General features: G+C 67.7%; 17 protein-coding genes. 15 read left to right on the top strand and 2 right to left on the bottom strand.

Features of this window, described 5'->3' with window-relative positions; genetic code table 11:
* Positions 1-78: 78 nt before the first annotated feature.
* Positions 79-570, top strand: coding sequence for an Lrp/AsnC family transcriptional regulator (locus F3J18_RS10570; RefSeq protein WP_013696149.1), 492 nt, complete (start codon positions 79-81; stop codon positions 568-570).
* Between the two features lie 86 nt (positions 571-656).
* Here the strand turns inward: F3J18_RS10570 and F3J18_RS10565 are convergent, their stop codons facing one another.
* Positions 657-1,187, bottom strand: a complete 531-nt coding sequence (locus tag F3J18_RS10565) for a class IV adenylate cyclase (RefSeq protein WP_013696150.1) — start codon at positions 1,185-1,187, stop codon at positions 657-659.
* A 224-nt stretch (positions 1,188-1,411) separates the two neighbouring features.
* Positions 1,412-2,308, bottom strand: coding sequence for a LysR family transcriptional regulator (locus F3J18_RS10560; protein ID WP_025097703.1), 897 nt, complete (start codon positions 2,306-2,308; stop codon positions 1,412-1,414).
* Positions 2,309-2,443: 135 nt separating this feature from the next.
* Here F3J18_RS10560 and F3J18_RS10555 point away from each other — a divergent pair, with 135 nt between their 5' ends.
* From F3J18_RS10555 to F3J18_RS10490, 14 genes are all read left to right on the top strand, one after another.
* Positions 2,444-4,141: a GMC family oxidoreductase N-terminal domain-containing protein gene (locus F3J18_RS10555; protein ID WP_166912775.1), complete on the top strand. Its 1,698-nt coding sequence runs from the start codon at positions 2,444-2,446 to the stop codon at positions 4,139-4,141.
* Between the two features lie 485 nt (positions 4,142-4,626).
* Positions 4,627-5,406 carry an ABC transporter ATP-binding protein gene (locus tag F3J18_RS10550; protein WP_013696153.1) on the top strand — a complete coding sequence of 260 codons (780 nt, stop codon included), beginning with the start codon at positions 4,627-4,629 and terminating at the stop codon, positions 5,404-5,406.
* On the top strand, positions 5,403-6,197 hold the full coding sequence (locus tag F3J18_RS10545; RefSeq protein ID WP_240154498.1) for an ABC transporter ATP-binding protein: 795 nt from the start codon (positions 5,403-5,405) through the stop codon (positions 6,195-6,197). Before F3J18_RS10550 ends, F3J18_RS10545 begins: the two co-directional genes overlap by 4 nt.
* A 125-nt stretch (positions 6,198-6,322) precedes the next feature.
* On the top strand, positions 6,323-7,528 hold the full coding sequence (locus F3J18_RS10540; protein ID WP_025097706.1) for an ABC transporter substrate-binding protein: 1,206 nt from the start codon (positions 6,323-6,325) through the stop codon (positions 7,526-7,528).
* A 90-nt stretch (positions 7,529-7,618) separates the two neighbouring features.
* Positions 7,619-8,503 carry a branched-chain amino acid ABC transporter permease gene (locus F3J18_RS10535; protein ID WP_013696156.1) on the top strand — a complete coding sequence of 295 codons (885 nt, stop codon included), beginning with the start codon at positions 7,619-7,621 and terminating at the stop codon, positions 8,501-8,503.
* Positions 8,503-9,477 carry a branched-chain amino acid ABC transporter permease gene (locus F3J18_RS10530; RefSeq protein ID WP_013696157.1) on the top strand — a complete coding sequence of 325 codons (975 nt, stop codon included), beginning with the start codon at positions 8,503-8,505 and terminating at the stop codon, positions 9,475-9,477. Before F3J18_RS10535 ends, F3J18_RS10530 begins: the two co-directional genes overlap by 1 nt.
* A 547-nt stretch (positions 9,478-10,024) precedes the next feature.
* Positions 10,025-11,197, top strand: coding sequence for an ABC transporter substrate-binding protein (locus tag F3J18_RS10525; protein ID WP_166912774.1), 1,173 nt, complete (start codon positions 10,025-10,027; stop codon positions 11,195-11,197).
* 186 nt (positions 11,198-11,383) lie between these two features.
* The gene (locus F3J18_RS10520; protein ID WP_025097709.1) at positions 11,384-12,541 is read left to right on the top strand and encodes an ABC transporter substrate-binding protein; all 1,158 of its coding nucleotides are present in this window, start codon (positions 11,384-11,386) and stop codon (positions 12,539-12,541) included.
* A 191-nt stretch (positions 12,542-12,732) separates the two neighbouring features.
* On the top strand, positions 12,733-13,788 hold the full coding sequence (locus F3J18_RS10515) for a branched-chain amino acid ABC transporter permease (protein WP_025097710.1): 1,056 nt from the start codon (positions 12,733-12,735) through the stop codon (positions 13,786-13,788).
* Positions 13,789-13,792: 4 nt separating this feature from the next.
* Positions 13,793-15,577, top strand: coding sequence for a branched-chain amino acid ABC transporter ATP-binding protein/permease (locus tag F3J18_RS10510; protein WP_166912773.1), 1,785 nt, complete (start codon positions 13,793-13,795; stop codon positions 15,575-15,577).
* Positions 15,577-16,353, top strand: a complete 777-nt coding sequence (locus F3J18_RS10505; RefSeq protein ID WP_166912784.1) for an ABC transporter ATP-binding protein — start codon at positions 15,577-15,579, stop codon at positions 16,351-16,353. The genes F3J18_RS10510 and F3J18_RS10505 overlap by 1 nt, the downstream gene beginning before the upstream one ends.
* 182 nt (positions 16,354-16,535) lie before the next feature.
* The gene (gene mnmG, locus F3J18_RS10500; RefSeq protein WP_025097713.1) at positions 16,536-18,506 is read left to right on the top strand and encodes a tRNA uridine-5-carboxymethylaminomethyl(34) synthesis enzyme MnmG; all 1,971 of its coding nucleotides are present in this window, start codon (positions 16,536-16,538) and stop codon (positions 18,504-18,506) included.
* On the top strand, positions 18,503-19,192 hold the full coding sequence (gene rsmG / locus F3J18_RS10495; protein ID WP_025097714.1) for a 16S rRNA (guanine(527)-N(7))-methyltransferase RsmG: 690 nt from the start codon (positions 18,503-18,505) through the stop codon (positions 19,190-19,192). Before mnmG ends, rsmG begins: the two co-directional genes overlap by 4 nt.
* A gap of 56 nt (positions 19,193-19,248) precedes the next feature.
* Entirely contained in the window at positions 19,249-20,019 is a 771-nt protein-coding gene (locus tag F3J18_RS10490; protein ID WP_013696165.1) for a ParA family protein, read from the top strand.

Raw genomic sequence — 20,019 nt, 5'->3', positions numbered from 1 at the left:
AGGGCGCAATCTCGACGTGAAATCGATCAATGATGCGATAATCGCGCATCAACAAGATATTCGACGCGGAGAATCTTCATGCTGGAACTCGATCACTTCGATTTGGCCCTGCTCGACGTGCTGCAGCGCTTCGGACGCGCCACGCATCAGCAGCTCGGCGAGCAGGTGCCGCTCTCGCCCTCGCAGATCGGCCGGCGCCTGCAGCGGCTCGAATCGGCCGGCGTGATCGACGGCTATCGCGTGGTGCTGCGGCCCGAGCGGCTCGGGCTGGGCGTGACCGCCTTCACGAGCCTGAAGCTCAAGCACCATGGCGATTCGATCATCGAGCAGTTCCAGCAGCAGATCGACGTGCTGGCCGAGGTGCTCGAATGCCATGCGGTGGTGGGCGATGCCGATTACCTGCTGCGCATCGTGGCGCCGGACCTCAACGCGCTGTCCACCTTCGTGATGAAGAAGCTGATGCGGGTGCCCGGCGTGGACAGCGTGCGCTCGAACATCGTGCTGACCACCTTCAAGCGCAACGGGCCGCTGCCGCTGTCGCACCTGGAGCCGGGCGCGGCGCCGGCCTGAGGCGGCGTCGCCGCTTCGTTGCGCGGCGCGCCGCTTCGTTTCGTTTCGTTCCGCGCGGGACGGCCAGGTCCCGCGCGCGGCGCCGTTCAGGCGGCGCTCGGTTCCTGCGCGGCGAGCAGGTCGACATAGGCGACCGCCACCAGGTCGTCGCTCGACACGCCGAGCTTGGCGAACACTTCATGCGCCTCGGTCTCGCCGCCGCTCTCGTCGTCGTCCTCGGCCAGCACCACTTCCAGCTCGACGAAGTCGCCCAGGCCGTCGACGCGGTCCAGGTGGATGCGCGTGCGGCCCGCCAGGTAGACGTGGCGTTCCTTGGTGACGATGCCGCGTGTGGTCAGCGCGGTGGCCAGCAGCGAGTGCATCGCCTCGGGATTGGTGACGGGGCTGCGCGTGTAGTACGAGGCCTTTGGGCCGTCGCGATCGTCGCGCTGGTAGAAGATCAGCTCGGCCGGCGTGTTGTCGTCGAAGCGGCGCAGCTTGAGCCGGCCGCGCGGCACGTCGTAGAAGAAGTCCTGCTGACGGTAGAACAGCGGTTCGTCGGTCGCGAGCGATGCTGCCTTTTCGCGCAGGCTGTCAAAGTCGCGGGCGCGAGCCTTGATCTCGATGTTGCGTGCCATGCAGTTCTCCTCGGTCTGGGCGATCGAATCGCCTTGGGTGGGGGATCAATCTAGCAAAAAGTCCGCGACCGTGGCGTGACGTAATGAGGCGCGTGCCGCTCACTATCGATTTCGGCGGCAAGGTGAGCGGTAACGAAACGCCCGGCTCACCCTGGCGCGAACGCAAAACCGTGGATAAGTGCGGCCAACGTGGATAGGCGATGCGAGGTGAAGAGGGCCGCCCCTCAGCTCGCCCATTGCTGCTCGACCAGCCGCAAGGCCGCCGCGATGGCGGGCTCCTCGCGGCGCTCGGCCAGCGTGAGGAAGGTCAGCTCGGCGGGCACCGTCACCGCCTCGACGATCACCAGCGCATGCGCATGCGCCTCGCGCAGGGCGATCGAGTCGCGCACCAGGGTGAGGCCGACGCCGGACTTCACCAGATCCAGCATCGAAGGCTCCTGGTCGACTTCGGCCACCTTCACCGGCTGCACGCCGGCCTCGCCGAACAGGCGCGAGAGCAGCCGATGATGGGCCGAGGAGGGCGGCGTCCAGATCCACGGCAGGGCGGCCAGCGCGCGCCAGTCGCGGGCGCGCTGCACGCGTTCCTTCCAGCCGGCCGGCGCCAGCACGCGGTAGTGGTAGCGCGTCAGCGTGAGGGTGTGGAACAGGGCGGCGTCGCCGGCATCGTCGTCGGGTCGGCCGATCGAATAGCCGACGTCGAGCTCGCGCGCCTGGACCGCGTCGCGGACCCAGCCCGACATGCCGTGACGCAGCTCGGTCTCGATCTGCGGATGGGTTTCGACCAGTTGGCGCAGGAAGCCGCCGAGCCGCAGGAATTCGGGATCGAGCACGGTGCCGATGCGCAGGCGCCCGCGCACTTCCTGGCGCAAGGCGCTGGCCGCGCGCTGCACCTCGGCGGCGGCGGCCAAGGCGCGCTCGGCATGCGGCAGCAGGGCCTGGCCGTCGCGCGTCAGCACCAGTCCGCGCGAGGTGCGCGAGAACAGCACCACGCCGAGCGTCTGCTGCAGATGCTTGATCTGCAGGCTGACGGCCGGCTGCGTCAGGCACAGGCGGGCGGCGGCGCGCGTCAGGTTGCCTTCGCGGGCCACCGTCGCGAACGCGCGGAGCAGGATCAGGTCCATCGAGCGATATTAGCGCGGCTTATGAAGCTGTTCAGCATAACTCATTGGATGCCGGGGGCGCCGCGCGAGTACGCTTCGATCCATCGCGGCGCGCCCGAGGCCAGCCGCTGCCAGAACAAACCAAGGAGACGCATCGTGACTTCCCAGCGCACGCTCGAGGGTGAATTCGACTATGTGATCGTCGGCGCTGGCACGGCCGGCTGCGTGCTCGCCAATCGCCTCAGCGAGGATCCGGATGTCTCGGTCCTGCTGCTCGAGGCCGGCGGCAAGGACGACTACCACTGGATCCACATCCCCGTCGGTTATCTCTACTGCATCGGCAACCCGCGCACCGACTGGCTCTACAAGACCGAGCCCGAGGCGGCGCTGAACGGCCGCGCGCTGTCCTATCCGCGCGGGCGCGTGCTGGGCGGCTGCTCGTCGATCAACGGCATGATCTACATGCGCGGCCAGCGCGAGGATTACGACGGCTGGGCGCAACTGACCGGCGACTCGGGCTGGGCCTGGGACGCGGTGCTGCCGGTGTTCAGGCGCAGCGAGGATCACCATGGCGGCGCCGACGAGGCGCATGGCGCGGGCGGCCCGTGGCGGGTCGAGAAGCAGAGGCTGCATTGGGAAATTCTCGAGGCCTTCTCGCAGGCCGCGCAGCAGACCGGCATTCCCGCCACCGAGGATTTCAATCGCGGCGACAACGACGGGGTCGGCTATTTCGACGTGAACCAGAAGCGCGGCGTGCGCTGGAACGCCTCGAAGGCCTTCCTGCGCCCGGCCATGTCGCGCCCGAACCTGAGCATCATCACCGGCGCGCAGGCCGAGCGGCTGGTGTTCGAGGGCGCGCGCTGCAGCGGCGTCGAGTATCGCGGCGGCGGCCAGGACTTCGTGGCCCGCGCGCGCGGCGAGGTGATCCTGGCCTCGGGCGCCGTCAATTCGCCGGCCCTGCTCGAACGCTCGGGCATCGGCGACGGCCGGCGGCTGGGCGCGCTCGGCATCGCGGTGCGGCGCGACCTGCCGGGCGTGGGCGAGAACCTGCAGGACCACCTGCAATTGCGCATGGCCTATCGCGTGGCCGGCGTGCGCACGCTCAACACCTTGTCGGCGCATTGGTGGGGCAAGCTGGCGATCGGCGCCGAATACCTGCTGCGGCAGAGCGGGCCGATGGCGATGGCGCCCTCGCAGCTCGGCGTGTTCACCCGCTCCGATCCCGCCGATGCCGCGATCACGCGGCCCGATCTCGAGTATCACGTGCAGCCGCTCTCGCTCGATCGCTTCGGCGAGCCGCTGCATCGCCACGATGCCTTCACCGCCTCGGTCTGCAACCTGCGTCCGAGCTCGCGCGGCAGCATCCATGTCGACTCGCCCGATCCGTTCGCGGCGCCGCGCATCGCGCCGAACTACCTGTCGACCGAAGCGGATCGGCGCGTGGCCGTGAACGCGCTGCGCCTGACGCGCCGCATCGCGGCGGCGCCGGCGCTGGCGCGCTATCGCCCCGAGGAGGTGCTGCCGGGCACGCGCTACCAGAGCGAGGCCGAGCTGGTGGAGGCGGCCGGCGCGGTGGGCACCACCATCTTCCATCCGGTCGGCACCTGCCGCATGGGACGCGCCGACGATCCGGCCGCGGTGGTCGACAGCCGCCTGCGCGTGCGCGGCATCGAGGGGCTGCGCGTGGTGGATGCCTCGGTGATGCCGACCATCACCTCGGGCAATACCAACTCGCCGACGCTGATGATCGCCGAGCGCGCCAGCGAGATGATCCGCGCCGATCGTCGTGGCGCGCGCGAAGGCGGCGCGGTGGCGAATGAGGCGAAGTCGAGGGCCGATACCGCGGCGGCTTGAATCGAGGTGCCGAAGCCGGGCCACCCGGGCCTGGCGAAGTAAGCCGAACCGGCAGCCGGCCGGCAAGCCGTTGCGGCTTGTCGTGGCTTATCGCGACGTGTCATGCACGCCCTCGCGCCGCGCGGCTGGTAGCCCGCCACAATCCGCGCCGCAATCGAGGTTTCCCTGCAGTCACGCGATTGCCACACGCGCCTCATTGCGCGTTTTCGCCGGCGCGTCGCCGCGCGCGTTGCCGCGACGCGCCATCGCGCGGGACCGGCGCTTGCGCGAGGCGGCGCCTCAGTGCAAATCCCGATGAATGCACTGCACCAACAAGGCGACAATGGCGCGCAGCAGGCATGCAGCACCGGCACGCGTTCGACCTCGGTCCTCGGCGTGGCGGCATGCCCGCATCGAGCCCGGGGGCTGGCCTCGCAGCACGAGGACGCAGCGGCCGCTCGCGCGAGATGTTGCGGTGTTTCGCGTCATATCGGACGGAAGCGGACATGATTCTCGGCGACACCATACTCGAGACGCGCGGGCTCACGAAGGAATTCCGCGGCTTCACCGCCGTCGGCGGCGTGAACCTGCGCGTGCGGCGCGGCTCGATCCATGCGCTGATCGGCCCGAACGGCGCCGGCAAGACCACCTGCTTCAACCTGCTCACCAAGTTCCTCAAGCCCAGCGCCGGTCAGATCGTCTACAACGGCATCGACATCACGCGCGAGCGCCCCTCGCAGGTGGCGCGGCGCGGCATCATCCGCTCGTTCCAGATCTCGGCGGTGTTCCCGCATCTCACCGCGCTGCAGAACGTGCGCGTGGGCCTGCAGCGGCAGCTCGGCACCGAGTTCCATTTCTGGCGCAGCGAACGCAGCTTGCGCCGCCTCGACGATCGCGCCATGGACCTGCTCACCGAGGTCGGCCTGACCGACTTCGCCCACGTGCCGACCGTCGAGCTCGCCTATGGCCGCAAGCGCGCGCTGGAGATCGCCACCACCCTGGCGATGGAGCCCGAGCTGATGCTGCTCGACGAGCCGACCCAGGGCATGGGCCACGAGGACGTCGATCGCGTCACGGCGCTGATCAAGAAGGTCTCCAGCGGCCGCACCATCCTGATGGTCGAGCACAACATGAACGTGATCGCCGGCATCTCCGACACCATCACCGTCCTGCAGCGCGGCGAGGTGCTGGCCGAAGGTACGTATGCCGAAGTATCGAAGAACCCGCTGGTGATCGAGGCCTACATGGGCAGCGCGGACACGAGCCTGACCGGAGCGCACGGATGAGCCAGGGCCCGCGCATGGAACCGGAACTGGGCGGCACGCTGCAGGGCGCGACGGCGGCCGCGCTCGATGCGGTGGCGCATGCCGAGGTACCCGCGCTGGAGATCCGCGATCTCGAGGCCTGGTACGGCGAATCGCACATCCTGCACGGCGTGGACCTGAGCGTGGCGCGCGGCGAGGTGGTCACCCTGCTCGGGCGCAACGGCGCGGGCCGCACCACCACGCTGCGCGCGATCATGGGCCTGACCGGGCGGCGGCGCGGCTCGATCCGCATCGCCGGCGCCGAGACCATCGAGCTGGCCACGCATCGCATCGCGCATCGCGGCGTGGGCTACTGTCCCGAGGAACGCGGCATCTTCGCCAGCCTGTCCTGCGAGGAGAACCTGCTGCTGCCGCCGGCGGTAGGCCCGCGCGAGCACGCCATGCCGCTCGACGAGATCTACGCGCTGTTCCCGAACCTCGCCACGCGCCGGCACAGCCAGGGCACGCGCCTGTCGGGCGGCGAGCAGCAGATGCTGGCGGTGGCGCGGATCCTGCGCACCGGCGCCAACCTGCTGCTGCTCGACGAGATTTCCGAGGGCCTCGCGCCGGTGATCGTGCAGACGCTGGCGCGCATGATCCTGGCGCTGAAGGCGCGCGGCTACACGATCGTGATGGTCGAGCAGAACTTCCGTTTCGCCGCGCCGCTGGCCGACCGTTTCTACGTGATGGAGCATGGGCGCATCGTCGAGCACTTCGACGCGGCGCAGCTGCAGGGCAAGATGAGCGTGCTGCACGAGCTGCTCGGCGTCTGAGGCCGCGCCGCTCGCGCCGTCTGCCTGTCGTATGCGCCGCACGGGCCGGCGCCCGGCCTCGAGCCGCGCTCGCGGTGGCCGCGATTGCCCGACCTACAACCACAACGCATCACCAGGAGACGTCAATGAAACTGAAGACCCTCGCGCGCGCGTGCCTGTCCGCCACGCTGGCGGTGGCTGCCACCGCCGGCACCGCCCACGCCGCGGCCGATTCGGTGAAGATCGGCTTCATCACCGACCTGTCGGGCCTGTATGCCGACATCGACGGGCAGGGCGGGCTGGAGGCGATCCGCATGGCGATCGCCGACTTCGGCGGCAAGGTGAACGGCAAGCCGATCGAGCTCGTCTACGCGGACCACCAGAACAAGGCCGACATCGCCGCCTCGAAGGCGCGCGAGTGGATGGACCGCGAGGGGCTCGACCTGCTGGTGGGCGGCACCAACTCGGCCACCGCGCTGTCGATGAACCAGGTGGCGGGCGAGAAGAAGCGCGTCTACATCAACATCGGCGCCGGCGCCGACACGCTCACCAACGAGCAGTGCACGCCCTACACGGTCCACTACGCCTACGACACCATGGCGCTGGCCAAGGGCACCGGCTCGGCGGTCACCAAGCAGGGCGGCAAGACCTGGTTCTTCCTGACTGCCGACTACGCCTTCGGCAAGGCGCTCGAGAAGAACACCTCGGACGTGGTGAAGGCCAACGGCGGGCAGGTGCTGGGCGCGGTGCGCCATCCGCTGTCGGCCTCGGACTTCTCCTCCTTCCTGCTGCAGGCGCAGGCTTCCAAGGCCCAGATCCTGGGCCTGGCGAACGCCGGCGGCGACACCGTCAACTCGATCAAGGCGGCCAAGGAATTCGGCATCACCAAGAGCATGAAGCTGGCCGCGCTGCTGGTGTTCATCGACGACATCCACAGCCTGGGCCTGGAAACCACCCAGGGGCTGGTGCTGACCGACAGCTGGTACTGGAACCGCGACGCGGCCTCGCGCCAGTGGGCGCAGCGCTACTTCGCCAAGACCAAGAAGATGCCTTCCAGCCTGCAGGCGGCCGATTATTCCTCGGTGACCACCTACCTGAAGGCGGTGCAGGCGGTCGGCTCGACCGATGCCGACAAGGTGATGGCGCAGTTGAAGAAGCAGAAGATCGACGACTTCTACGCCAAGGGCTACGTGCGCGCGGACGGCAGCATGATCCACGACATGTACCTGATGGAGGTGAAGAAGCCCTCGGAATCGAAGGAACCTTGGGATTACTACAAGATCCTCGCGACCATTCCCGGCGAGCAGGCCTTCGGGACCAAGCAGGAGTCGCGCTGCGCGCTCTGGAAGTAAGGACTTCGTCTCAGGGCAGGGCGCGGCGCCGGGCCGGCAAACGAGCCGGGCGCCGCGGCCCGCCTGCCTCTCTTACGGACGGCAGTTTCGATGAACATCTTTGGCATTCCGTTGTCGGCGATGCTGAGCCAGTTGCTGCTCGGCCTCGTCAACGGCTCGTTCTACGCGATCCTGAGCCTCGGGCTCGCGGTGATCTTCGGGCTGCTCAACGTGATCAACTTCGCGCACGGCGCGCTGTTCATGCTCGGCGCGATGCTGGCGTGGATGGGCCTGAACTACTTCTCGCTGCCGTATTGGGCGATGCTGGTGCTCGCGCCGCTCGTCACCGGTCTGTTCGGAATCCTGATCGAGCGCAGCATGCTGCGCTGGCTCTACCGGCTCGACCATCTCTACGGGCTGCTGCTGACCTTCGGCATCACGCTGGTGATCGAGGGCGTGTTCCGCTCGATCTACGGCGCCTCGGGCCAGCCCTACGACGTGCCCGCGCTGCTGTCCGGCGCCACCGACCTCGGCTTCATGTACCTGCCGAACTACCGCGCCTGGGTGGTGGTGGCCTCGCTGACGGTGTGCCTGGCCACCTGGTTCGTGATCGAGAAGACGCGGCTGGGCGCCTACCTGCGCGCCGGCACCGAGAACCCGAAGCTGGTCGAGGCCTTCGGCGTGAACGTGCCGCTCATGATCACGCTCACCTACGGCTTCGGCGTGGCGCTGGCGGCCTTCGCCGGCGTGCTGGCCGCGCCGGTGATCCAGGTCTCGCCGCTGATGGGGCAGCCGATGATCATCACCGTGTTCGCGGTGGTGGTGATCGGCGGGATGGGCTCGATCCTCGGCTCGATCCTCACCGGCCTGCTGCTCGGCGTGATCGAGGGCTTCACGCGCGTGTTCTATCCCGAGGCCTCGGCCACCGTGGTGTTCGTGATCATGGCCCTGGTGCTGCTGGTGCGCCCGGCCGGCCTGTTCGGCAAGGAAAGATGATGCCCAGAAAAGTGCTCTACGGCCTGCTGCTGGCCGGCCTCGCGCTGGCGCCGCTGGCCGGCGCCTATCCGCTGTTCGTGATGAAGGTGATGTGCTTCGCGCTGTTCGCGGCGGCCTTCAACCTGCTGATCGGCTACACGGGCCTGCTGTCCTTCGGCCATGCGATGTTCCTCGCCACCGCCGGCTACCTGAGCGGCTACACGATCCAGACGCTCGGCGCCACGCCCGAGCTGGGCGTGCTGGCCGGCACCGCGGCGGCCACCGTGGTGGGGCTGGTGGTGGGCCTGTTCGCGATCCGCCGGCAGGGCATCTACTTCGCGATGATCACGCTGGCCTTCGCGCAGATGCTGTACTTCGTCTACCTGCAGGCGCCCTTCACGCACGGCGAGGACGGCTTGCAGGGCGTGCCGCGCGGCCGGCTGTTCGGCCTGCTCGACCTGTCCTCGGACCTCGCGCTCTACTACGTGATCCTGGTGGTGGTGGCGCTGGCCGCGATGCTGATCGTGCGCATCGTCCATTCGCCCTTCGGGCAGGTGCTGGTCGCGATCAAGGAGAACGAGCCGCGCGCGATCTCGCTGGGCTACGACACCGACCGCTTCAAGCTGCTGGCCTTCGTGCTGTCGGCGGCGCTGGCGGGCCTGGCCGGCTCGCTGAAGGTGGTGGTGCTCGGCTTCGAGACGCTGGGCGACGCCTACTGGACCATGTCGGGCCTGGTGATCCTGATGACCCTGGTGGGCGGCATGGGCACGCTGTTCGGCCCGCTGCTCGGCGCGGCGCTGATCGTGGCGCTGGAGGAGCGGCTCGGCGACATCGGCAGCGCGCTGGCCTCGCTGACCGGCGTCGAGTGGTTCCGCTCGCTCGGCGAGTCGACCTCGATCGTCACCGGCATCATCTTCATCGCCTGCGTGCTGGCGTTCCGGCGCGGCATCGTCGGCGAGATCGTGGCGCGCGTGAAACCCTTGCGGGCCTCGTGATGCGCAGCGGCAAAACGCGACATGGCGCGGGCGACAAGCTGCGCGAAAAGCGCGCCAACGCCGCTCAAATCGCTGCCTCCTCACCGGGAATCGTGCCCAATTTCCGTGCGGCGATGCACCATAGGGGTAAATGCTAGGTTGCTCCATATTCTGGGCTTGTTTAATCTTCGTTCCAGTTCTGATGCACCGCGAAACGAATTTGCAGGTGGAGAACGAGGAGACAATCGAGGCACAAAGTGCCCGGCCCCAAAGCGCTGTTGGACGGAATCCAACAGCGCTTTTTCATTGCACCTTCGTGCAGCGGGTTCGCCCGATCATCCCTTCCGTTTGCGCTTCGCCCCGGCTTGCCGCCTGTTGTCTCGAGCGGATCCACTCGCGCCGCGAGCCACGCCTCTCATCCTGTCCCAGCTTGCACCTGGCCTACGGGCTAACCCGGTTTGTCGCGTGCGTGCGCCCTCGCTACACTCGGCTTTCCCCGACCGATCGGTCGGGAAAAGCGGCCCCGAGCGAAGTCGGCCCCGATCTCGTTCTCTTGGAGAATCACGGCATGAATGGAGTCAGGCGGCGGGTGGCGATCGGCGCGGCCCTTGCCCTTGTCCTCGTCGGAGCGCTGGCTCGGCAGGATGCGCGGGCCGACGTGCGGATCGGCGTGACGGTATCGGCCACGGGCCCGGCGGCCTCGCTCGGCATTCCCGAGAAGAACAGCATCGCGCTGCTGCCCAGGGAAGCCGGCGGCCAGAAGATCGACTACATCGTGCTCGACGACGCCACCGATCCGACCCAGGCCGTGAAGAACTTCCGCAAGCTGGCGAGCGAGGACAAGGTCGATGCCGTGATCGGCTCGAGCGTGGTGCCGAACTCGCTGGCGATGATCGACATCGCCGCGCAGACCGGCACGCCGATGATCTCGCTGGCCGCGGCGGCCTCGATCGTCGAGCCGATGGACGCGAAGCGTGCCTGGGTTTTCAAGACCCCGCAGAACGACCAGCTGATGGCCGACGCGATCGCCGAGCACATGGCCCGGCGCGGGCTCAGGACGGTGGGCCTGATCGGTTTCGCCGACGCCTATGGCGAGAGCTGGTTCAAGACCTTCGGCCAGGCCGCCGCCGCGCGCAAGCTGCAGGTGGTGGCCAGCGAGCGCTACGCGCGCAGCGATACCTCGGTGACGGGGCAGGTGCTCAAGGTGATGGCCGCCAGGCCCGACGCGGTGCTGATCGCCGGCGCCGGCACGCCGGCCGCGCTGCCGCAGAGCACGCTGAAGTCGCGCGGTTATCGCGGCGCGATCTACCAGACGCACGGCGTCGCCAACAACGATTTCCTGCGCGTGTGCGGCGCCGATTGCGAGGGCACCTACCTGCCTGCCGGACCGATCCTGGTGGCCGCGCAACTGCCCGATACGAACCCCGTGAAGGCCTCCGCGCTGGCCTACCAGAGCGCCTACGAGCGCGCCTATGGCCCCGGCTCGGTGTCGACCTTCGGCGGCCATGCCTGGGATGCCGGCCTGCTGCTGCGCGAGGCGATTCCGCTCGCGCTGAAGGCCGGCCAGCCCGGCACGCCGGCTTTCCGCACCGCGTTGCGCGGCGCGCTCGAACAGGTACAAAAGCTGCCCGGCGCGCATGGCGTGTTCAACCTGACGGCGACCGATCACAACGGGCTCGATGCGCGGGCACGCGTGATGGTCGAGATCGTCGGCGGGCGCTGGAAGCTCGTGCAGAACTAGCCGGAGCGAGGCAAGGGCAAATCATCGAAACAGGGCGCGTGCTTCGGGACGCGCCCTTTTTTGTTGTCCGCGCAACCAGTTGGCGAGCGCGGATGGAGGGGCGCCGGCGGGGCAGGGTGGAGACAGGCCCGGCACGCCGTCGGCGACGACGACAACAAGGCGAAGCGGGTAGCGTGGAGGCAGGACATGAAGATCGGGACATGGACGCGGGCGGCGCTCGCGCTGGGGCTGGTTTGCGGCGCGACGGCCGCGCTCGCGCAGGTGAGGATCGGGGTGACGGTATCGGCCACCGGGCCGGGCGCCTCGCTCGGGATTCCGGAGAAGAACACGGTGGCGCTGCTGCCGAAGACGATCGGCGGGCAAGCGGTCAGCTACCTGGTGCTCGACGACGCCTCGGACAGCAGCCGCGCGGTGCAGAACGCGCGCAAGCTGATCGACGAGGAGCATGTCGATGCGATCGTCGGCTCGACCATCACGCCGAACTCGCTGGCGATGATCGACGTGGCCGCGCAAGGCCGCACGCCGATGATCTCGCTGGCGGCCAGCGCGCAGATCATCGCGCCGATGGACGCGAAGCGCGCCTGGGTGTTCAAGACGCCGCAGAACGATCGGCTGATGGCCGACGCGATCGCCGGCTACATGGCCGCGCACGGCGTGAAGACGGTGGGCTTCATCGGCTTCGCCGATGCCTACGGCGACGGCTGGTCGAACGTGTTCACGGCGGCGGCGGCCGCGAACGGCCTGAAGCTGGTGGCCAGCGAGCGCTACGCGCGCAACGACACCTCGGTGACGGGGCAGGTGCTCAAGCTGCTGGCCGCCCGGCCCGACGCGGTGCTGATCGCCGGCGCCGGCACGCCGGCCGCGCTGCCGGCGAAGACGCTCAAGGAGCGCGGTTACGCGGGCAAGGTCTACCAGACGCACGGCGTCGCCAACAACGACTTCCTGCGCGTCTGCGGCAAGGACTGCGACGGCGAACTGCTGCCGGCCGGCCCGATGCTGGTGGCCGAGCAGTTGCCCGATTCGAACCCGGTCAAGATCCCGGCGCTGGCCTACAAGGCGGCCTACGAGGGCGCTTACGGCGCCGGCTCGCTGTCGACCTTCGGCGGCCATATGTGGGACGCCGGACAGATGCTGCAGCGGGCGATTCCCGAAGCGCTGAAGACGGCCAAGCCGGGCACGCCGGCCTTCCGCGAAGCCCTGCGCGCGGCGCTCGAGAACCTGCGCAACGTGCCGGCCTCGCATGGCGTGTTCAACACCACGCCCGCCGATCACAACGGCTTCGATGCGCGCGCCCGCGTGATGGTGCAGATCGTCGACGGCAAGTGGAAGCTGCAGGCCGATTGAGGCCGCATCCGTGTGCCGCGCCGATGGAATAAGCGAGGGGGCCGCGCCGTTGAGTTTCACGTGGAAACACGCGAGGGGCGGGGTGGTTCTTGGCCCCGTCCTTGCTCCTGTTCCCGACTCGATAACGGCGGCGGCCTTGGCCATGCCGCCCATCTCGTTCCCGATTCTCGATCCAACCTGAAACCGACCGTATGGACCTTTCGATTGCGCTGATCCTCGCGCAGGACGGCATCACGACCGGCGCGATCTACGCGCTGCTCGCGCTGGCCCTGGTGCTGGTGTTCTCCGTCACGCGCGTGATCTTCATCCCGCAAGGCGAGTTCGTCGCCTATGGCGCGCTCACGCTCGCGGCCCTGCAGACGCAGAAGTTTCCGGCCACCTGCTGGCTGCTGGTGGTGCTCGGCATCGCCTGCTTCGTGCTCGAGGTCGCCGTGCTGATCCGGCATCGCGAGCGGCGTCACCAGCTCGGCCGCACGCTCTCCACGCTGGCGGGGCGCTGCGTGCTGCTGCCGCTGGCGCTGTTCGCGCTGGCGCATGCCGTCGCCGCGCTGGCCCTGCCGATGCTCGCGCAGATCGCCCTGACGCTGGCGATCGTGGTGCCGATGGGGCGCTTCATCTATCGCCTGGCCTACCAGCCGATCGCCGAGGCCAGCACCCTGGTGCTGCTGATCGTCTCGGTGGCCGTGCACTTCGCGATGGTCGGGCTCGGCCTGGTGATGTTCGGTGCGGAGGGTTCGCGCACCACGCCGTTTTCCGACGCGCAGCTCGCGATCGGCGCGCAGTCGGTGTCGGTGCAGAGCGTGGTGGTGGTGATCACGGCGCTGGTGATGATCGCGGCGCTCGCGCTGTATTTCGGTCGCACGATCGCCGGCAAGGCGCTGCGCGCGACCTCGGTGAACCGGCTCGGCGCGCAGTTGGTGGGCATCGGCACCAGCCAGGCGGGGCGCCTGGCCTTCACCTTGTCGGCCGCGCTCGGCGTGCTGTCGGGCGTGCTGGTGGGGCCGCTGACGACGATCTACTACGACTCGGGTTTCCTGATCGGCCTGAAGGGTTTCGTCGGCGCGATCCTGGGCGGGCTGGTGAGCTATCCGCTGGCGGCGGCCGGCGCCCTGCTGGTCGGCCTGCTCGAATCGTATTCCTCGTTCTGGGCCAGCTCCTACAAGGAGGTGATCGTCTTCACGCTGATCATCCCGGTGCTGCTCTGGCGCAGCCTGGCCAGCCCACGGCACGACGAAGAGGAGGCTTGAGGCGATGAGAGCCCTGTTCCACAACCGCCTGTTCTGGGCCTTCGCGATCGTGCTGTTCGCGCTGCCGGTGCTGCCCGGCGTGCTGCGCATCCCCGAATACTGGGTGACGCTGCTGAACTACATCGGCCTGTATTCGATCGTCGCGATCGGGCTGGTGCTGCTCACCGGCGTGGGCGGCATGACGAGCTTCGGCCAGGCCGCCTTCGTCGGCATCGGCGCCTACGCCACCGCGCTGCTGAGCACCGGCTACGGCTTGTCGCCCTGGCTCGGCCTGATCGCCGGCGTGATCGTCACGGCCGCGGTGGCGCTGGTGCTCGGCGCCGTGACCATGCGCCTGTCGGGCCACTTCCTGCCGCTCGGCACGATCGCCTGGGGGCTCGCGCTGTTCTACCTGTTCGGCAATCTCGATCTGCTCGGCAAGTACGACGGCATCAACGGCATCCCGGCGCTGCGCGTGTTCGGCATCACGCTCGATACCGGCCGCAGCCTCTATTACCTGATCTGGCTGGTGGTGATCGCGGCCATCGTCTCGGTGCGCAACCTGCTGAACAGCCGGCCCGGCCGCGCGATCCGCGCGCTGCGCGGCGGCGGCGTGATGGCCGAGGCGATGGGCGTCAATACGGCCTGGATGCGCGTGCTGATCTTCGTCTACGCGGCCGTGCTGGCTTCCGTTTCGGGCTTCCTCTACGCGCACCTGCAGCGCGCCGTGAATCCCACGCCGTTCGGGCTCAATCACGGCATCGAGTTCCTGTTCATGGCCGTGGTAGGCGGCGTGGCGCATGTCTGGGGTGCCGTGCTCGGCGCCGCGATCCTCACCGTGCTGCAGGACTGGCTGCAATCGCTGCTGCCGCGTCTGCTCGGGCAGGACGGCAACTTCGAAATCATCGTGTTCGGCGTGGTGATGGTGGTGCTGCTGCAGACCGCGCGCGACGGCGTCTGGCCGTTCCTCGCCAGGCGTTTTCCGCGCGGCCCGCGGCTGGCGGTGCCGGATCACACCGACCCGCTGCCGCGGCGCGAGCGGCCCGCGGCCGGCGAAGCGCTGCTGGTGGTGGAGCAGGTCCGCAAGACTTTCGGTGGATTGGTGGCCGTCAACGACGTCAGCTTCGAGGTCAAAGCGGGCCAGATCGTGGGCCTGATCGGCCCGAACGGCGCCGGCAAGTCGACCACCTTCAACCTGGTGACGGGCGTGCTGCGCGCGAATGGCGGCTCGATCCGTTTCCGCGGCGAGCGCATCGACGGGCTTGTTTCACGTGAAATCGTGCGGCGCGGGATCGGCCGGACTTTCCAGCATGTGAAGCTGCTGCCGGGCATGACAGTGCTCGAGAACGTCGCGCTGGGCGCGCATCTGCGCGGCTCGACCGGCATCTGGCGCAGCGTCGCGCGGCTCAATGGGCGAGAGGAAGGACGGCTGCTGGCCGAGGCGGCGGCACAGATTCGCAGGGTCGGGCTGGAGGCGCAAATGCATGAGGAAGCGGGCAGCCTGGCGCTGGGCCAGCAACGGATCGTCGAGATCGCGCGGGCCTTGTGCTGCGATCCGACGCTGCTGTTGCTGGACGAGCCGGCGGCCGGGCTGCGCTACCTGGAGAAGCAGCAACTGGCCGGGTTGCTGCGCAAGCTGCGCGACGAGGGTATCAGCGTGCTGCTGGTCGAACACGACATGGACTTCGTGATGAACCTGACCGATCGGCTGGTGGTGATGGAGTTCGGCACGCGCATCGCCGAGGGCTTGCCCGAGGAGGTGAGGCAGGATCCGGCGGTGCTCGAAGCCTATCTCGGCGGGGTGGAGTGATGATGGAAGCGATGCAAGCGAAAGTGCCGGCCGTGGCGCCGATTCTCGAAGTCGATGGCTTGTCGGTGCGTTACGGCAAGGTCGAGGCGCTGCACGGCGCGGCGATCCGCGTTGCGCCGGGGCAGATCGTCAGCGTGATCGGGCCGAATGGCGCCGGCAAGTCCACGCTGCTGAACGCGATCATGGGCGCGCTGCCGGTAACGGGGCGGGCGAGCGGGATGGTGCGTTATCGGGGCGAGGCGGTCGGCGCCTTGCCGGTCGAGTTGCGCGTGGCGCGCGGCATGTGCCTGGTGCCGGAGAAGCGTGAGCTATTCGGGACGATGTCGGTCGAGGACAATCTGGTGCTGGGCGCCTATCGTCGCAAGCAGGCTGGCGAGGTGGGCTATCTCGACCAGCTCGACCCGGTGTTCGCGCTGTTCCCGCGTTTGAAGGAGCGCCGCAAGCAGGCGGCCGGCACGCTGTCTGGCGGCGAGCGCCAGATGCTCGCGGTCGGTCGCGCGCTGATGGGCAAACCCGACCTGCTGATGCTCGATGAGCCCAGCCTTGGGCTCGCGCCCCTGATCGTCAAGGAGATCTTCCATATCATCAGCGCGCTGCGGGGAACCGGCGTGGCCACGCTGTTGATCGAGCAGAATGCACGCGCGGCCTTGCAGATCTCCGATTACGCCTATGTCCTCGAAACCGGCGAATTCGTGCTCGATGGACCGGCAGCGGAGCTGGCGCAGAACCCCCGCGTGATCGACAGCTATCTTGGGCTGGCTCGGAAGTCAGGCTGAAATCGAGCGAGCAGGGCGCTTGAAAGTGCCGGAGGTGTTGGAAAAATGCGGCGTGTTTCACGTGAAACACGCCGTTTTTGTTGATCGGCTGTTCGGCCGATATTCGGGCCAAAAGCGAACCCGCTATAATTCGCCCCATACTTCTCTCTCAGGTTCGCGTACGTTCTGACGCGAAATCCGCAATGCTTTATCCCACTGAATTTGACGTGATCGTCGTCGGCGGCGGTCACGCCGGTACGGAAGCCGCTTTGGCTGCCGCACGCATGGGCGTGAAAACGCTGCTGCTGACCCACAATATCGAAACGCTCGGCCAGATGAGCTGCAACCCGTCGATTGGCGGGATCGGCAAGGGCCACTTGGTCAAGGAAGTCGATGCGCTCGGCGGCGCCATGGCGATTGCCACCGACGAAGCCGGCATCCAGTTCCGGATCCTGAATTCGTCCAAGGGCCCGGCCGTGCGCGCCACGCGAGCCCAGGCCGACCGTCTGCTCTACAAGCAGGCGATCCGCAGCCGTCTCGAGAATCAGCCGAACCTCTGGTTGTTCCAGCAAGCCGTCGACGATCTGATCGTCGAAGGTGAACGCGTGGTTGGCGCGGTGACGCAGATCGGCATTCGCTTCCGGGCGCGCGCCGTGGTGCTGACCGCCGGCACCTTCCTCGACGGCAAGATCCACGTCGGCCTCAATAATCACACGGGCGGTCGGGCAGGGGATCCTGCCGCCGTCTCGCTTTCCTCGCGCCTCAAGGAACTGAAGCTGCCGCAAGGCCGGCTCAAGACCGGTACGCCGCCGCGTATCGATGGCCGCTCGATCGACTTCTCGAAGCTCGAAGAGCAGCCGGGCGACCTCGATCCGGTGCCGGTGTTCTCGTTCCTGGGCCGCGTCGAGATGCACCCGCGCCAGATGCCATGCTGGGTCACGCATACCAACGAGCGCACGCACGACATCATCCGCAGCGGCCTCGATCGCTCGCCGATGTACACCGGCGTGATCGAGGGCGTCGGCCCGCGTTATTGCCCGTCGATCGAGGACAAAATCCATCGCTTTGCCTCGAAGGACTCGCACCAGATCTTCCTCGAACCGGAAGGGCTGACCACCAACGAGTTCTACCCGAACGGGATCTCGACCAGCCTGCCGTTCGACGTGCAGCTCGACCTGGTCCATTCGATGCGCGGCCTCGAACATGCGCACATCCTGCGTCCCGGTTATGCAATCGAGTATGACTACTTCGATCCGCGCGGCCTGAAGGCTTCGCTGGAAACCAAGGCAATCGAAGGCCTGTTCTTCGCGGGCCAGATCAATGGCACGACGGGTTATGAAGAGGCAGCAGCGCAAGGGCTGCTGGCCGGGATCAATGCCGGCCGTTATGCCCAGGAGAAGGATGCCTGGTGCCCGCGTCGCGACGAGGCCTACCTGGGCGTGCTGGTCGACGATCTGGTTACGCGCGGTGTGTCCGAGCCTTATCGGATGTTCACCAGCCGCGCCGAGTATCGCCTGAGCCTGCGTGAAGACAATGCCGACATGCGCCTGACCGAAATCGGTCGCGAACTGGGCGTGGTCGACGACGCGCGCTGGGATGCGTTCTCGCGCAAACGCGATGCTGTTTCACGTGAAACCGAACGTCTGCGTTCAACCTGGGTGACGCCGAAGACGTTGCCGGCCGAGGAAGCGACGGCGCTGCTCGGCAAGGCGATCGATCACGAATACAGCCTGGCCGAGCTGCTGCGTCGCCCCGGCGTGAGTTATGCCGGTGTCTGCGGCCTGCGCGAAGGAGAGTGCGGGCCGGCAGAGCCGCTCGCCGAGGATCCGGTGCTGTTGGCGCAGATCGAGGAACAGATCGAGATTGGCATCAAGTACCAGGGTTACATCGAGCGCCAGGCCGGCGAGATCGAGCGCAACGGCGCGCATGAAAATACCCGTCTGCCGGAAGGCATCGACTACGCCGAAGTGCGTGGCCTGTCCTTCGAGGCACGTCAAAAGCTGAACCAGCATCGTCCCGAAACGATCGGCCAGGCGTCACGGATCTCGGGCATCACGCCGGCGGCGATCTCGCTGCTGATGGTGCACCTGAAGCGCGGCCTGGGCCGTCGCGGCGCGTCGAGCGCGAACGGCGCGGGCGAAGCAGGGGGCAGCAACGTCCCGACCCAGCAATGACGGCGCGGCAACCGGTGGCGGGCTCGTCCCGCGAGGCGCTGCATGATCTGCTGAGCCAGGGACTCGATTCGCTCGGCATCGAACTCGAACAGGCGCAGGTCGACAAGCTGCTCGACTACGTGGCGCTGCTCGGCAAGTGGAATGCGGTCTACAACCTGACTGCGATTCGCGACCCGCGGCAGATGCTGATCCAGCACATCCTCGATTCGCTTTCGATCGTCCCGCATCTGCGCGAGCTCGATGTGAAGACGGCGCTCGATGTCGGTTCGGGCGGCGGCCTGCCCGGCATCGTGCTGGCGATCGTGTTCCCGCATTGGCAGGTCACGCTCAACGATATCGTCCACAAGAAGTCCGCATTTCAGACCCAGGCGAAGGCCGAACTGAAGCTGGCCAATCTGTCGGTCGTCACCGGCCGCGTGGAATCGCTGCGCCCTGGTCACGAAGTACCGGGTCAGTTCGACGCGATCGTCTCGCGCGCCTTCGCGGATCTGTCGGACTTCGTGGTGCTCGCGCGGCATCTGGTGGCGCCGGGCGGGGCGATCTGGGCGATGAAGGGCGTGTTGCCCGAAGACGAAATCTCGCGCCTGCCGGCAGGCTCGCAAGTGCGCCAGACGATTCGGCTCGCGGTGCCCGCGCTAGACGCGGAACGGCACCTGATCGAAGTCGGCGTTGACGAAGCACAATGAAATTGGGGCGCGGTGAATCCGCGCCCGATGTCTTAAAAAAGAGGGACGAACCAACGATGGCAAAAATCTTCTGCGTGGCCAACCAGAAGGGGGGCGTCGGCAAGACGACGACGACAGTCAATCTCGCCGCGAGTCTCGCTGCCCAGCAGCAGCGCGTATTGCTGATCGATCTGGACCCGCAGGGCAATGCCACCATGGGCAGCGGCATCGACAAGGCGGCCTGCGAGTCGACCGTCTACGAGGTGCTGGTCGATGGCGTGAGCATCGAGCAGGCGCGCGTGCGCCCCGAGTCGCTCGACTACGACGTGCTGCCGGCGAATCGCGAACTGGCGGGCGCGGAGATCGAGCTGGTCGGCGTCGAGAATCGCGAGCGCCAGCTGAAGGCCGCGCTCGAGAAGGTCGCGGATCAATACGACTTCGTGCTGATCGACTGCCCGCCCGCGCTGTCGCTGCTGACGCTGAACGGGCTGTGCTCGGCGCACGGCGTGGTGATCCCGATGCAGTGCGAGTACTTCGCGCTGGAAGGACTGTCCGACCTGGTCAACACCATCAAGCAGATCCACGCGAACCTGAATCGCGACCTGAAGGTGATCGGCCTGCTGCGCGTGATGTTCGATCCGCGCATCACGCTGCAGCAACAGGTGTCCGACCAGTTGAAGGCGCACTTCGGCGACAAGGTGTTCGATGTCGTGATTCCGCGCAATGTGCGGCTTGCCGAGGCGCCCAGCTACGGGCTGCCGGGCGTGGTGTTCGACCGCGCCTCGCGCGGCGCGCAGGCGTACCTGCAGTTCGGCGCGGAAATGATCGAGCGGGTGAGGGCGCTTTGA

Origin of the sequence: Burkholderia sp. Ax-1720 (genome assembly GCF_011753035.1) — a bacterium.
GTDB lineage: Bacteria > Pseudomonadota > Gammaproteobacteria > Burkholderiales > Burkholderiaceae > Burkholderia > Burkholderia gladioli.
This window is presented reverse-complemented; position numbering and strand designations above follow the sequence as displayed.